Source organism: Scopulibacillus cellulosilyticus, assembly GCF_042665295.1.
GTDB lineage: Bacteria > Bacillota > Bacilli > Bacillales > Sporolactobacillaceae > Scopulibacillus_A > Scopulibacillus_A cellulosilyticus.
On sequence record NZ_JBHTCO010000005.1, the window covers coordinates 108,758 to 124,892 of the forward strand.

Sequence of the window (16,135 nt, forward strand, 5' to 3'; positions counted from 1 at the left end):
TTTTGTATTTAAATAAATATCTTTCGGGGAAAGTTGCTTTGAACCAATATGCCAACTATATAATGCAAAACAGCGCATCTTTTCATGTTCATTATTGGGGAGTCATGCCAAATCATTATAATACTCAATGTCATAAGCATTCCTTTTTTGAAGCGTGTTATGTCGTTGATGGGGAAGGCATTTATATAGATGATGATATGACCTATCCGCTTCAAAAGGATAAAATGTTTCTTTCAAGACCGGATATTTTACACCAAATCAAAAGTAAAAGCGGTCTGTTTCTCCTATATATTGGATTTGAATTAATAGAATCAGAATCGAATGAAGAATGGATAAGAATAATGGAGAAAGCAAAGCATTGTCCTAAAGTGGTATTAGATGTAAAAGATCACACAACCGCTGCTTTGCTTTGGAAATCTTTGCTTATCCAAGCAGCCCAGCCCGAAAATGCTTTTTTAGAAGACATACTAACCAATTTAGCTTATGCTTTCATCCTTTCGTTACTGCAAACTTTTGTTCCGTCCTTGCAAAGTGAGAATCAAGGGCGTTTACCTAAGACATCTTCTCCGCTCCTTCATCAAGCGAAATTATATATTAGAGATAATCTTGCGCATCCTTTAAAATTAACTGAAGTAGCCGGGTATCTGCACATATCAGGCCGGCACTTGTCCCGAATATTTGTGTCTGAATTAGGTGTCAGCTACTCAAAATTTGTTAAAAAGGAAAGAATACAGAAAGCCGCCACATTGCTTAAGAAAACAGATTTATCCATCAATGACATTGCTGAAAAAACCGGTTTTGCAACTGTTCATTATTTTACCCGCGTGTTTACTTCTGAGATAGGCGCCTCACCCGGGCATTTCCGCTCACTTTATATTGACCTAAAAACAACTTCATATAATAAATCAGACTTATCCCTCGCTTAATGTTAAAGCGGGGGCTTTTATTTTAAGCAAGAACTTGGCAACAGAGTTGTCGATTCGAAGTAGGGGCCAATTTTAAGTTCCAAGTTATCATGAAGGAAGCTAGCACCTTACTTGTAACATCGTAGGTTAGAAGAGCCTTTTAGCGAAACAAATGTGTTATCCTCACTTGTTTTTAGTTAAGTTTACTTAAAGCGCATTATAGGGCGCAAAAGCGGATACTCATTAATTCCATTAATGGATCATACCTTTAGGTGTTTGGCGAAAGGACTTGAAAGGAGCGTACACATGAACAAAAAGCCATTCCGCGTTATGGCAGAGGGGGGATTGCGCAGTTATTTAACCTATAATTGAAACCCATTGGTTATAAATACCATGGAACTGCCAAATGAAGTATTTGAATAGTATGAATTTAGTTAGTATAATAGAAAAAAGGTCAAGGAGTTGGTTTCCTATGGAAAGGAATTTGCTTAATATATCACCGCAATCTGAAGTAAACGCCACGGATTCGGAACTTGCTGAAATGTTGTTAAATAAAGCCCTTCGTGATTTTCAGAAAGAGCAAATCCTCAAACGGATTGACCAATCATTACAGGATCGAAACAAAGACGAATTCCTAAGATTAACAGAGGAATTGAAGAATATTCTTTAAAAACAAACTGTTATATATGGGGCAGCACCATACTAAGCTGTTTTCCTAATCAAAACCACCCGTTTCACGGGTGGTTTTGATTAGGAGCTATTTAGTTAAAGTTGTTAAATTAACAAGATTCCCCTTATCAGAACGATATTTTCTCCTCAAATTCGTTCTTTAAAACGATTAAAGGAGACGATAATCCAAATTTCATTAAAGAATCTAAAAAAGTAGCAAGAGAATCCATCGAATCGATCATTACTTTCATCATATAATTAAATTCCCCGCTAATCCGATATAAGTCCGTTACTTCAGGAGCTGATTTACAAAATTGTACAAAATCAGAACATTGGCTTGTTTTAAACATAATGAATGCCTGAATGTTTTTATTAATTTTGGAAGGCTCAAATTTCGTCCTGTAAGCCTCTATAACCCCTTGTTCTTCGAGCTTGTTAATCCGTTCTTTAACAGCAGGCTGCGTCATCGATATCACCCGTCCTATTTCTGTAACGGGGATTCTCGCGTTTTCATACAACAAATTCATGATTTTATGATCTATTGCATCCAATTTTACTGTATTTTTCATAGCTATCCTCCTTATTTTATTTTAAAAGTAAATGGCGATTTATACATATAATATCATAAGTTAAATAAACAATTTATTTATAAATATGCATTTAAAAATCCTGATATTTAAATAAAATGTAAATATACATCTATACCATAACAAGAAGTGAGTAAACAAATTGGGGAAGGATGAAAAAAATGAAGCATCTTGATGGGAAAGTTGCGTTAGTAACAGGAGCCAGTCGTGGAATAGGCCGTGCTATCGCTAAGAGGCTGGCACAAGATGGTGCATTAGTCGCCATTCACTTTGGCAGAAATAAAACGGCTGCAGATCAAACGATTAGAGAGATTGAATCTAATGGAGGGAAAGCCTTCACAGTTGAAGCTGAACTTAATTCGATCAGTGGTGTCAAAAAACTAATAGAACAATTAGATAAAGAACTGCAAATAAGAGTTGGTACATCAGCAATTGATATTCTAGTAAACAATGCAGGTATAGGTACACAGGGAACTATTGAAGATACGACAGAAGAAGCTTTTGATGAAATCATTGCTGTCAATATCAAAGCACCGTTCTTCTTAATCCAGCAAGCATTGCCGCGGCTGCGAGAACAAGCTCGTATTATTAACATTTCTTCAGCCGAAGTACGAATTGGTTTAACTGGATCAATTGCATATGGTTTAAGTAAAGGGGCGCTTAATACTATGACTCTCCCTCTAGCTAAACATCTTGGAGAAAGAGGTATAACAGTTAATACGATTATGCCGGGATATACGAAGACGGATATCAATGCTAAGTTACTGGATGATCCAGAAATACGAAATTTCGCTACTGAATCTTCTGTGTTTAAGCGATTGGGGATGGTTGAAGATATTGCAGATGCAGTAGCATTCCTTGCTTCTTCTGATAGTCGTTGGATAACGGGGCAAGTTTTGGATGTTTCAGGAGGTTTTCGTTTATAGGGTTCCGAAAAACTAAAGACATTTCAAAACCGGATCTTAATTTTGATATCCCTGTATCTCCTTTTCAATTAGAACGGTGAGTTAAAATAGAAATATACAGGGTAAATTCAACAAAATAAATGAATTTTCCCTGGCCTATTTGTGAGCGGATCAAAAAGGAATGTTTTTGATTCTATACCATTTATTTTTGACGTTTTTTTGCCGGGTCCCAAATAAAAAGATATAAGTGATTATTACTCATTTATTAAAAGTATTTTTTTTACCGGTCTCTGCAGACTTCTGAACGGCATCTAACAACTGATTCATGCCCGCTGCTCCATATAAAGTTGCAGTGAAGAACACTAAATTGTGCTCTTTGTGCTTAAGATCGCTCAAAAATCAGCATCGCACATAAAAAGTGCAAGGAGCTTGACAGCTTCAGTCATATCAGTAAAAGGCAACTAAGCCTCTGTCTTCACTTTCTAAGGCTAGCCAATCGGCAAGTTTTCTTTATTTTAAGCAAGATGTCTTCAAAAGACAAAAACAAGTCTTGATAATATAAAGAAAATGGTGAGGCGTTGTCCTATAATGACACTATAAATCATTAATGATTGATTGGATATCCAACCGAAATAAAGCGGTTACACTAGTGTTTCTTCGCTATTAATCTATGAAATATAAAGGCTTTTCATTTAAAAAGGAGGACTTACTATGTTAAATGGAGAGAAAAAAATTTCAAGGCCATTGCGCTGGGCAATGGTTGGCGGCGGCCGGAGCAGCCAGGTCGGATATAAACACCGTACCGGTGCACTTAGGGATAATACGGCTTTTCAATTAGTGGCAGGGGCATTTGATATAGACGCTGATAGAGGTAAGGATTTTGGTGTCAATCTCGGTGTTGCAGAAGACCGTTTGTATCCGGACTATCAAACGATGTTTTCTGAAGAAGCAAAGAGAGAGGATGGCATTGAGGCTGTCTCCATTGCAACGCCTAACGGAACCCATTATGAAATATGCAAGGCAGCTTTAGAGGCGGGATTACACGTTATTTGCGAAAAACCATTGTTTTTTACTTCTGATGAAGTGAGAGAAGTTAAGGCCTTGGCAGAGGAAAAAGGAAAAATAGTCGGCGTCACTTATGGTTTTTCCGGTAACCAAATGCTTCTGCAAATGCGTGCAATGATTGAGCAAGGAAAAATCGGCGAGATTCGCGTGGTAGATTTGCAGTATACTCACGGTTTCAGTTGTAATGATGAAGCGGATAAAACAAGTGAAGCGCAAAAATGGCGTGTTGACCCTAAAGTTGCCGGACCAAGTTTTGTTTTGGGGGATCTATCTACCCATACTTATTATATGTCTCAGTTGATCATGCCGCATATGAAAATAAAAGAGTTGCTATGTGACCGACAAAGTTTTGTCGGAAGCCGTGCACCATTAGAGGACAATGCCCATATTCTCATGCACTATGAAAATGGCGCAGTAGGAACTATGTGGACATCTTCTATTAACGCGGGATGCATGGATGGCCACAGAATCCGCATTGTTGGTTCTAAGGCGAGCTTGGAATGGTGGGACAGCAAACCTAATGAATTAACCTATGAAGTTCAAGGAGAACCTGTCCAAACCTTGATTCGCGGTATGTCTTATTTGGATGACAGCTGTAATACCGATGAAAGGCTGGCGGCGCTGCATCAAGAAGGCTTGTCTGATGCTTGGGCAAATATTTATCTCAAATTTGCCATTGCTATGGATGCTAAAAACCGAGGAGATGAAGAAACCTTAAAAAATCTTGTATATCCTGACATCGACGCAGGTTTGGAAGGTGTTCGCTGGATTGAAAATTGTGTGCGGTCAGCCGATAAAGGTGCAGTTTGGGTAAACTTTGAATAGCTAGTTTATTAAGACTGCCTGGTACGAATTAAAAAGCGCAGAGAAGAGGGTGTCTTAAAAGTCTTATAATAAGGTTAATAAGGTACCCTTCTTTACTATAAAATTTTTATTAAAAATATTGACAGATAATTTTTTATATTATATATTTATAGTATATATTTCAATAGATTTTTGCAATCGATTACATTCAATTTCAAACTTAAATAATTTGGGAGCTGGATTTTTTTAAAATCGTTAATAGAAAATGAATCGATACTTTAGAATGAACTTGTTAATAGTTATTTTTGAAAGCCATTATAAAAAGTTATATCGTAAATTTTTTTGAATGAATGCAATCGATTACATTGGAAGTTTGGAGGTGAGTTTTTAATAAAGCAATCTTTATTTAAAAATAAATATTATTAGTCGGTATTTAAACAAAGTATTCGGTGATTATGCTAACTATCATAATATTTGTTGACTGTTTTGAAAGCGATTTCTTGTTAGGGATTCTTTATTGCTTATATAATGTTTTGAAAAATGCACTTAATCCTTAGGAGGAGAAGAGTATATATGAAAAAACAATTAGCGGATACAGTCTCTGCAGAAATAGGTTCAGAAACAATACAGAAACAACGCACCCCGAAGGCATTTCTGCGAACTATTACGATCGTTTCGACATTTGGAGGACTTCTCTTTGGATACGACACGGGTGTTGTCAATGGCGCCTTGCCTTATATGTCTCAACCCGATCAGCTCAACCTCAATCCGTTCACTCAGGGGCTGGTTACAAGTTCACTGCTTTTAGGCGCCGCATTTGGTTCAATATTCGGAGGGAGGCTGTCAGATCGAAATGGCCGTCGCAAAACGATTCTTTCACTTGCAATCTTGTTCTTTATTGCTGCGTTGGGATGTACCTTTTCACCAAACACAACGGTTATGGTTATTTGCCGTTTCTTACTGGGACTTGCCGTAGGCGGTGCGTCGGTAACAGTACCGACCTTTTTAGCAGAAATGTCACCTGCGGAGCGCCGGGGACGCATGGTTAGCCAAAATGAACTGATGATCGTTTCCGGGCAATTTTTGGCTTTCACTTTTAATGCTATTATTGGCAGTACTTTAGGTGAAAGCGGAGATGTTTGGAGGTACATGCTGGTTATTGCCTCAATTCCTGCAGTTGTCTTATGGTTCGGCATGCTTATTGTTCCTGAGAGCCCGCGCTTCCTTGCATCGAAGGGGAAATTTGGAGACGCCTTGCGTGTCCTCAGGCAGATACGCGAAGAGAATCGGGCTAAATCGGAACTTAAAGAAATTGAAGCAGCTGTTGATGAAGAGGCCAAGATAAAAAGGGAGAAAGTAACCTTAAAAGATTTGAATGTCCCGTGGGTGAGACGTCTTGTGTTTATCGGGATAGGAGTCGCCCTTGTAAACCAAATTACGGGCGTTAACTCAATTATGTACTATGGTACAGAAATTCTAAAGGATGCAGGTTTTGGAACAGAGGCTGCACTTATCGGCAATATTGCGAATGGCATTATTTCAGTTGCAGCATGTTTAATAGGTATTTGGCTGCTTGGTAAAATTAACCGCCGTCCAATGCTGATCATTGGTTTGGCTGGTACAACCACAGCACTTCTGCTTATTGGAATATTTTCAATATTGCTAAAAGGAACAACAGCACTTCCGTTTGTTGTCCTTTCATTAACAGTTATGTTTCTTGCCTTTATGCAAGGGTCAGTTGGACCGGTCACATGGCTTGTGCTTTCAGAGATTTTCCCAATGCGTTTACGGGGAGCCGGGATGGGGTTATGCGTATTTTGCCTTTGGATCATGAACTTCATTATTGGTCTTACTTTCCCGGTATTGCTTGCCAGCATTGGGCTGTCCACAACGTTCTTTGTCTTTGTAATTCTTGGAATAGCAGCTATCTTATTTGTAAAAAAATTCATGCCGGAAACCAGAGGTGTAACACTTGAACAGCTGGAGCATCATTTCCGAACCTACAATAGTCAAAGTGCCAGTCAAAATGCAACAATGTTGACAAAATAGAGTACTTATAGGGGAAAATGCTGAACAAGTTTTTCTAATTTGTTCAGCATTTTTATTTATAGTGAAAAGGCTAAGGTTAAGCTTTAAAGACATAGCAAGAGGGGGCGCTGAAGTTATGGCATATTTGCTCTGGCCTCATATTGTATTATATTTAAGGTATCAAGAGTTATAGTGTTAAAGCAATTAAAAGAGGAAAGTATGCTGCCTATTTTTTAAGAAGTTTTACTAATAAATGTGTACATAACTGAGGTTTAAAATTAAACAGGAAAGGAGCGGGAAAATGGAATCAAATATCACAATCGGTGTTGCGGGACATATTGATCATGGCAAAACTGCCTTAACAAAAGCTTTAACTCATATTGAAACAGACCGTTTAAAGGATGAAAAAGAACGCCATATTTCCATTGAGAATGGATTTGCCTATTTGAATTTTGACGCTGACCATCGTGCCGCTGTTATTGACGTACCCGGTCATGAGAAGTTCATTCGGCAAATGATCGCCGGCGTTGCCGGGATCGATATGGTCTTGATCGTTATTGCGGCAGACGAAGGAATAATGCCGCAAACAAAAGAACATATCGATATTTTAACATTACTGGGATTAAAAGATGCGTTTATTATTCTAACAAAAGTTGGTTTGGTCGATGAAGAATGGCTTACCCTTGTTGAGAGTGAAGTCAAAGAGGCTTTCTCTGAAACTCCTTTTTCCGGAGCGCAAATATTTAAGGTAGACAGTTTAACTAGAGAAGGGATTGATTCATTAAGACAAGCGATTACTAGAAAGTGTCAAACATTAAAACCAAAAAATATCAATGAACCATTTCGATTGCCTGTTGACGATGTATTCACCTTACATGGTTTCGGGACGATTGCCAGAGGCACTATTTTTAATGGCAATATCCAAGAAGGAGAAGAACTCATCCTTTTGCCAAAAAGAAAAAAGACAAAAGCAAGAAGCATTCAGGTTCACCATGAAGATAAGAAGATTGCTTTTGCAGGACAAAGGGCTGCTATTAATTTGTTAGGTCTTTCACGGGATGAACTGACAAGAGGAGATGTTCTTGTTTCCGATGAAAAGGTATACACACCGACAGACCGTATTGATGTCGATGTTCAAATACTGAAAGACATAGAATATCCTATTAAACAGCGGATGCCGGTTGTATGTCATATTGGTACGGCTGTTGCCATGGGTAAAGTTATCCTTTTTGACAGAAATAAAGCAGGTGCAGGGGAACGCTTTTACGCACAGCTGCAATTAGATAAGCCTATTGTAGCAAAAAAGGGCGACCGTTTTATATTAAGGCGTCCGACACCAGTTGAAACAATCGGCGGCGGTGTTGTGATTGATGTACAGGTTTCAAAGCATAAATTTGGTGAACAAACAGTCAGGCAGCTTGAACAGAAAGCAAAAGGCACACCTGATGAATTAGTTATCCAAGCGCTTTATGAACAAACGGTCCTTGATAAAGAAGGACTTATTCGAGTGACGGGGCTTACGGCAGATGAATGTGAAAAGGTAATTTATGATCAACTTGAAAAAAACATCATTGTTTCATTGGATAAAGGGCAATATGGATTAAAAGATACGCTTGAAAAAATAAAGACGAAACTCCTTCAAGCATTACAGCGCTACCACGAGACATTCACTATGAGAATGGGGCAGCAAAAAGCAGAATGGCTGAAAACAGTCAATGCGCCAAATTCGTTAGTTCAGAAATCCTTCAAGCAATTAAGGGATGAGCGTAAAATAATTGTTGATCAACATGTGATTCGCATTGCTGAATTTAAGCCTTATTTGCCAAAAGCATGGCGAACCAGAATGTCAAACGCTATCGACAGTCTGAATGAACAAGGATTACAAATTGACACATGGACAGCCATTTGCGAGTCACAGCAAATTCCAGATAACTATCAAAATGAATTAAGGCAATTTTTAATTAACACAGAGCAGGCCGTCTCGCTTGATAAAGACCACCTTGTAAAACATGAAGTTTTTTATAACCATGTTCATTTATTGAAGGACAATACCAATGATTTGTTTACAGTTCAAGAAGCTAAGGAAATTCTGGGTCTATCAAGAAAGTATCTGATACCATTCTTGGAGTGCTGTGACGCAATTGGTTGGACGAAGCGGGAAGGAAACAAAAGAAGTTGGCTAAGGTAAAAGAGGACTGGCTGGTTAGCAGGTCAGACAAACCCTCCATTAAAATAAATATCACGTTTTTTATTAAAAAAACGTGATATTTATAACAAAGAGTAACGCTTATAACCACTCCAAGAACAACTTAACTGCTTGTCTTTATGTTAATTTTTGAATTTGCTTAGTTAAAGAACAACTATTTATCATTTCCTTTAGCCATTTCCTCTAATTTCTGATAATTTGGTTTACCGCTATGAAGCAGCGGGACCTCATCAATATATTCAATTTTTTTAGGATAATATAATGATGATATTTTCTTTTGTTTGATGAATGTTTTAAACGCTTTCTCAGTAATGTCCTTTTCTGTGGTGAACATAATAATCTTTTCACCTTTTCGCTTCTCAGGGGTGCTCACAGTATAAAAGGAAGATGTTCCAAAACACTCTAATGCAAGTTCCTCAATCTTATTTAATGAAATCATTTCGCCGGCAATTTTGGCAAAGCGTTTTAATCTCGAGATAATAAAGATATAGCCTTCGTCATCAATGGTCACTATATCTCCAGTTTCAAACCACTCCCCGCATGGAATGAATCCCTTTCCATGAATAAGATAACCTTTCATGACATTTGGTCCCTTCAGTAACAAGTTACCGCCTTCATTAATCCCTTCAACTTGATCAATCTTACATTTCATTAAGGGGAGCGGTTTTCCGACTGATCCTTCCTTATTAAAATCAGGAGTATTTAATGCAATAATGGGAGATGTCTCAGTCGCCCCATATCCTTGTAAAATTGTAATGCCAAAGTCACGTTGGTATTTATCAAAGACATCCTTTTTAAGCTTTTCTCCTCCTGATACAACAATTCGAAGCGTCTCAAGGTTTTCCCTTGTTGCGTATTTGCCATAATGATCAAAAAAAGTATTGGTCGCTACAAAAATTGTGCTTTTGTCCTTCTGGATCATTTTTGGGATTTCTTTATAATGCAGAGGGGAGGAATATAAAAATGATTTGACATTAGCAACAAAAGGAAGGACAGCGCCCACTGTCAGTCCAAAAGCGTGAAACAATGGCAGCGGATTAAATATGCGGTCTTTTTCATTTATATCAACAACGGATAAAACTTGCCTGATATTTGCATAAATATTCCGATGCGTGAGAATAACACCTTTCGGCTTATTTTCAGTCCCTGAGGTAAATAAAATAATCTCTGTCGATTTTCCTTTTCTTGTTGAGGGCACGTCAACTCGTCTGGCAACTTTATGGCCTGAATCCATCCCTTCTTTTAAATCTTCCAGATAAATGATCTTGACGTTTTTTTGCATTTCTTCAACCACTAACGATAACTGAGCTTTTTCGACAAATTCCCTTGATGTAATAACCGTTTGCAAAGCTGTTGTTTCCATGCAATCAATAATATTTTGCGTTCCCATCGAAAAATTTAATAAACACGGCGTTTGGCCATTTTTAAACAGGGCAAACAAGGCAGTGACTTGGCCGATGACGTTCGGTAAAAATAAACCTACTCTTTCTTCGTGAGAGATGAATTCGTTTATTTTCTTACTTAAAGCATCTACTAAAAACAAAAATTGACTATATGAAAGTGAGCCGCCTTGATCTTCGATAATGATCTTATTTGGATTTAATTTGGATTGTTTTTCTATTTCATCATATAAATTGACTTGTTCTGGTATATTCAAGTTCATATAATATTGACCTCCTATAGTTATTCACTTTATTAATTCCATTGTAATTTTTTTACCCCAACCGATTTTTAAAAGGTATTTCATTATATACGTGTTAATTGTTAATCGATTTTTTTGGCTGGGCATTTATGGTTTGGTTTATCTTGGAGGAAAATTGATATTAACCAGCCCGGATTCAACCCAGGATATTTAATTTAATAACGTATATTTATATTATTATCTAGTCAGTCCAATTATCCTTTAATCATAATAATAAAATAGGAAATTAGTTAATAGTTCAAGAAGAGTAACTGGTTTATAATTGATTAATGAACTTTATAAAAATAAAAACATCGAACAAGACTTACTTCTTACAAAATATTAAATAAAGGTTGACTTATAAATGGGATTAGTATTAATACTTGCGGAGAAACCCAGCCAAGCAAGAGCGTATGCCGATGCCTTTCAGAAAACAGCCAAAAAAGACGGTTACATAGTGGTTACTGACCACCGGTATTTTCAAGACCATGCAATTATCACGTGGGGGTTCGGTCATTTAGTTGAACTTGTAAAACCTGGCGATTATAAAAAGGAATGGGGGAAATGGCGTTTAGATAATCTTCCTATTCTTCCGGATCACTTCAAGTTTGATGTGCCAAGGGATAAGAAAAAGCAATTTAATATTGTTAAAAATTTACTCAATCAGGCTGATGAAATCATTGTTGCAACAGACGCGGATCGGGAAGGGGAAAACATTGCCCGGAGCATTATTCGTCATGCGGGGGCTGAACATAAGCCAACAAAGCGTTTGTGGATTAATTCTTTAGAAGTTGCCGAGATTCAAAAGGGTTTTAAAAATTTGAAACCGGGCCATCAATATCTATCAATCTATGAAGAAGCCCAATCCCGGCAAATAGCAGACTGGCTGGTCGGCATGAACGCTTCTCCTCTGTATTCATTATTGTTACAGAAAAAAGGCATCAGTGCCGCCTTTAGTATAGGGAGAGTTCAGACGCCAACTTTGTATATGATTTATACCCGGCAGCAAGAAATCAACAATTTTAAGCCGGAGCCGTTTTTTGAACTATATGCTGATGTCAACGTTCAGAATGGGGTATTTAAAGCCAGATATAAAGAGCGTTTTACAAAAAAAGAGGATGTTCAAGCACTGTTAGTAAAACACGGCTTACAAGAACAGGAAAATGGGCATATTACTAAACTTACAAAGGAATTAAAACAAACAAAGTCTCCTAAGCTCCACAGTCTTTCAACCCTGCAATCCAAGGCCAATAAAAGATGGAAATATAGTCCGTCATCCGTCTTACAAACGGTGCAACGTTTGTATGAGAAAAAGTTATTGACGTATCCCAGAACGGACGCCAACTATATTACGAACAGCGAATTTGCTTATTTAAAAGGTCATTTGTCAGCTTATCAGTCTGTAGCTAACGTTTCTTTTGAGGTCGCTTATCCAGCAGCACGCAAACGATATGTAGACAGTTCGAAAGTCCAGGAACATTACGCCATTATTCCAACGAAAACAGTGCCATCGCAAAAAACACTGGCAGGCTTAAATGCTAAAGAAAAAAATATATATTTTGAAGTGCTTTTAAATACAATAGCGATGTTTGCGCCTGACTATCAATATGAAGAAACGAATGTTGAAGCAGATGTAAAAGGGATAGTCTTCCAAGCCAGTGGAAAGATTGAAAAAGTCAAGGGTTGGAAATCTCTATTCTTACATGAACATGAAGACAAAGAAAAAGAACAGGAGCCGAAGTTGCCTGCTATGCGTGAAGGTGAACCTGCCCTTGTGAAACCGGCAATCAAAGAGGATGTCACAAAACCGCCCAGACCATATACCGAAGGCCAGCTTATTAACATGATGAAAACGTGCGGCAGGGCAATTGAGGATGAGGACGCGCAGCAGATTCTTAAAGACATTGAAGGGATTGGTACAGAGGCTACCCGGGCAAGTATCATCGAAACGCTAAAAAACAGGGAATACATCGCCATTAAGAAAAATAAAGTCGAAGTCACTAAAAAAGGTGAAATCCTTTGTCAGTCAGTTGAAGGGAATCTATTGTCTAAGCCCGAAATGACAGCACAATGGGAAAAATTTTTACGATTAATTGGGGAAGGGAAAAAGACAAAAGAAGTCTTTTTAAAAAATATCAACAAATTTATCTGTCATTTAATTGAACAAACGCCAAGTCAATTAGCATCTATTTCCATCGAGCACAATATAGAAGAAGCGCAAAATGAAAAGATGATCGGCGCCTGTCCGTCATGTAAAAAAGGTTATATCGTTGACAAAGGGAAATTTTATGGCTGCAGCGGTTATCAAAATGGTTGCCGATTCACTTTGCCAAAGTTATTTTTAGGCAAAAAAATCAGCAAAACGAATTTAAAGAAATTACTATCGGCACAAAAGACAAATCTTATTAAAGGATTTAAAAGCAAAAGCGGGAAAACATTTAATGCTTATCTTCAACTTAAAGATGGCAAGATTGAAATGGATTTCGGGAACAAAAACTAAACGTATAATGAATAGTTGCAACCTTTTTTGTCTGGATAAGGTTTTCAATTGTTGTTATACGTAAAGTGCTCCGGGTACCACAAAAGGGAAAAGCCGAAAAGGCTGTGAATATCACTCAAAGGTGATATTCGCAGCCTTTTTAAAATACTTCAATTATCTTCTCGGATTTGTTTTTGACTTCACCGATAATGGCTGCGTCACTTATACCTTTATCATGCAAATCCATGACATATTGTTCAGCTTCCTGCTTAGGCAAACTAATAAGCAGTCCGCCGGAAGTAACTGCATCAGCTAAAATTAGTTTCCGATGATCAGGTATGTTTTGATCAAATGATGTGTTCAGGTCAAGCCAGGCCAAATTTTTCTTGCTTCCGCCTGGAATAACACCGTCTAAAGCCAATTCTTCGGTCCCATTCAATACAGGGACATTGCCTATATTGATAGACATTGATACATGGCTTCCTGACGCCATTTCGTAAGCATGTCCCAATAGCCCGAATCCGGTCACGTCAGTCACAGCATGAGGATGGTATTTTTTCAATGATTCTGCTGCCGTTTTATTCAGCATGGCCATCACTTGACTGACTTTGTGTATTGCTTCATCAGTCATGCGGTCACGCTTAATAGCAGACGTTTGAATACCGATCCCGATCGGTTTAGTGAGTACGATTGAGTCGCCGGGTTTAGCGCCGACATTTTGATAATATTTTTCCGGGTGGACGAGACCGGTGACTGCTAAGCCGAATTTTGGCTCCTGATCATCAATCGAATGACCGCCGACAGTAACAGCATCAGCTTCAGCAACTTTATCAGCTGCACCCTTTAATATCTCACTTAGCATGTCCGGACCTAAAACTTCCATAGGATAACCGACGATGTTTAATACCGTTTTCGGGGTTCCCCCCATAGCATATACATCGCTTAATGCATTGGCCGCCGCAATTTGGCCAAACATGTATGGATCATCAACAACCGGTGTAAAATAGTCGATTGTTTGAATAAGAGCAATGTCATCAGTTAATTTATAAACCCCGCCGTCATCAGAAGTATCTGTTCCGACAAGGAGGTTTGGATCTTCTTTTTGTTTTGGTAATTGACGCAAAACTTGCGCCAAGTCCTCAGGACCTAATTTGCATCCTCAGCCGCCTTTGGATGACATTTTGGTAAGTCTTCTTAGATCAGCCATAACTTGATCCTCCTGTCCTAGAGGTTGGGTCAGAGCCGGATTTTTTTTATGTACTTAGAGATTCCAGCTTCATTCGCCAACCAGACTTTATTAGGTTAAATAACCTGATATAATATAATAATAACAAATTATTAATAAAAACGTTAAACAGAGGGTTATATGGAAAATCAGCTCCGGCATTTGCCATCTATTAAAAAAATACAAGACAGCCAAGAATACCAATTATTAAGTCAAAAAGGAATTGGCGAAAAATATTTAACGCTGTTAGCTCAAGAAGCTGTTGATGAGGTCAGGCAACAGCTGCGAAATCAAACAGTAACAGGCAGCCAAAATGATATATACAACGAAGTCTGCCAAAGATTCACAAAGAAAGCCTCGATGCTTATAAACTCGCCTATACGGAAGGTGATTAACGGCACTGGCGTCATTTTACATACTAATTTGGGAAGGGCGCGAATGAGCGAGCAGGCCGCCAAACAGGTCTATTCAGCTGCAACAAACTATACCAATCTTGAGTTTAATTTAGAAACCGGCGAACGGGGCAGCCGTCACGATCATATTGAATGGCTGCTCACAAAACTGACAGGGGCTGAAGCAGCCGCAGTCGTTAATAACAATGCTGCAGCAGTCTTTTTGATTTTGCGGGCCTTTGCTAAAAATAAAGAAGTGATTGTCTCCCGCGGTGAACTCGTTGAAATCGGCGGTTCTTTTCGTGTGTCATCGATTATGGAAGAGAGTGATGCCGCGCTTGTTGAGGTAGGGACAACAAATAAGACACACATTGAAGATTTCGAACAAGCGATCACTGATGAGACCGCAATGGTTTTGAAAGTTCATCGCAGCAATTTTAATATCACAGGTTTTACGTCTTCTGTTTCCAGAGAAAGCCTGGCAGGGATTGCAGAAAAGCATGGCATTATTTTTTATGAAGATCTTGGCAGCGGCGCTTTTTTTGATTTTAATCAATACGGTATCGGCCGGGAGCCTGTCGTAGAAAATATTTTACAGGAAGGACCGGATTTAATATCGTGCAGCGGAGACAAGCTGTTTGGAGGTCCGCAGGCCGGAATTATATTAGGTAAGAAAGTTTTAATAGATCGATTAAAAAAGCACCAGCTGATGAGAACATTCCGCGTTGATAAAATGACGCTCGCGGCCCTTTCTGCGGCCATACAGTCATATTTTTCAGGTGACCATGGCGTTTCCGAAAATCCGACATTGAACCGGATTATGGAGAAAAGTTTACTTGTAAAAAGGCGCGCGCTGTTGCTTCTGCAAAAATTACAGAGGATTCACGGTTTTGCATGCCGTTTAGTGCCGCTTCGCTCTCCGATAGGAGGGGGCACAATGCCTGATATTGATTTAGAAAGTTACGGAATCGCTATCAAGCACAAGAAGCTGGCTTCTCAAACCTTAGCCTGGCAATTAAGAAAAGGTGACCCGCCTATTGTCGGCCGTATTCATGAAGACGATTTTCTAATTGATTGTCGAACCGTGACAGATACGGAATGTGAGGATATAGCGGCTGCGATTCGTAAGATAAGTTCCGCTTATGATGAATCATAACCTCATTGAATTTTACTTATGTATCATTTTGAT

General features: G+C 38.5%; 11 protein-coding genes. 8 read left to right on the forward strand and 3 right to left on the reverse strand.

What is annotated here, in order from left to right; all coding sequences use genetic code 11:
* Window positions 1-2 precede the first annotated feature (2 nt).
* Window positions 3-926, forward strand: coding sequence for an AraC family transcriptional regulator (locus tag ACFQRG_RS07140; protein ID WP_380965169.1), 924 nt, complete (start codon window positions 3-5; stop codon window positions 924-926).
* Between the two features lie 451 nt (window positions 927-1,377).
* Window positions 1,378-1,575: an IDEAL domain-containing protein gene (locus tag ACFQRG_RS07145; RefSeq protein WP_380965170.1), complete on the forward strand. Its 198-nt coding sequence runs from the start codon at window positions 1,378-1,380 to the stop codon at window positions 1,573-1,575.
* Window positions 1,576-1,702: 127 nt separating this feature from the next.
* Here ACFQRG_RS07145 and ACFQRG_RS07150 read toward each other — a convergent pair whose 3' ends face one another.
* Complete coding sequence (locus ACFQRG_RS07150) at window positions 1,703-2,143, reverse strand: Lrp/AsnC family transcriptional regulator (RefSeq protein ID WP_380965171.1); 441 nt, start codon at window positions 2,141-2,143, stop codon at window positions 1,703-1,705.
* 179 nt (window positions 2,144-2,322) lie between these two features.
* Here ACFQRG_RS07150 and ACFQRG_RS07155 point away from each other — a divergent pair, with 179 nt between their 5' ends.
* The 4 genes from ACFQRG_RS07155 to selB all read left to right on the forward strand — a co-directional run bounded on the left by ACFQRG_RS07155 (window position 2,323) and on the right by selB (window position 9,151).
* Window positions 2,323-3,087: an SDR family oxidoreductase gene (locus tag ACFQRG_RS07155; protein WP_380965172.1), complete on the forward strand. Its 765-nt coding sequence runs from the start codon at window positions 2,323-2,325 to the stop codon at window positions 3,085-3,087.
* Between the two features lie 690 nt (window positions 3,088-3,777).
* Entirely contained in the window at window positions 3,778-4,956 is a 1,179-nt protein-coding gene (locus ACFQRG_RS07160) for a Gfo/Idh/MocA family protein (protein WP_380965173.1), read from the forward strand.
* 552 nt (window positions 4,957-5,508) lie between these two features.
* The gene (locus ACFQRG_RS07165) at window positions 5,509-6,984 is read left to right on the forward strand and encodes a sugar porter family MFS transporter (RefSeq protein WP_380965174.1); all 1,476 of its coding nucleotides are present in this window, start codon (window positions 5,509-5,511) and stop codon (window positions 6,982-6,984) included.
* 280 nt (window positions 6,985-7,264) lie between these two features.
* Window positions 7,265-9,151, forward strand: coding sequence for a selenocysteine-specific translation elongation factor (gene selB, locus ACFQRG_RS07170; protein ID WP_380965175.1), 1,887 nt, complete (start codon window positions 7,265-7,267; stop codon window positions 9,149-9,151).
* A 172-nt stretch (window positions 9,152-9,323) separates the two neighbouring features.
* Here selB and ACFQRG_RS07175 read toward each other — a convergent pair whose 3' ends face one another.
* Window positions 9,324-10,832: an AMP-binding protein gene (locus ACFQRG_RS07175; RefSeq protein ID WP_380965176.1), complete on the reverse strand. Its 1,509-nt coding sequence runs from the start codon at window positions 10,830-10,832 to the stop codon at window positions 9,324-9,326.
* A 382-nt stretch (window positions 10,833-11,214) separates the two neighbouring features.
* Between ACFQRG_RS07175 and ACFQRG_RS07180 the strand changes: the two genes are divergently transcribed.
* Window positions 11,215-13,350, forward strand: coding sequence for a type IA DNA topoisomerase (locus ACFQRG_RS07180; RefSeq protein WP_380965177.1), 2,136 nt, complete (start codon window positions 11,215-11,217; stop codon window positions 13,348-13,350).
* Window positions 13,351-13,489: 139 nt separating this feature from the next.
* Here the strand turns inward: ACFQRG_RS07180 and selD are convergent, their stop codons facing one another.
* Entirely contained in the window at window positions 13,490-14,536 is a 1,047-nt protein-coding gene (gene selD, locus ACFQRG_RS07185; protein ID WP_380965178.1) for a selenide, water dikinase SelD, read from the reverse strand.
* Window positions 14,537-14,695: 159 nt separating this feature from the next.
* Here selD and selA point away from each other — a divergent pair, with 159 nt between their 5' ends.
* Window positions 14,696-16,102, forward strand: a complete 1,407-nt coding sequence (selA, locus tag ACFQRG_RS07190) for an L-seryl-tRNA(Sec) selenium transferase (RefSeq protein WP_380965179.1) — start codon at window positions 14,696-14,698, stop codon at window positions 16,100-16,102.
* Window positions 16,103-16,135: the final 33 nt, after the last annotated feature.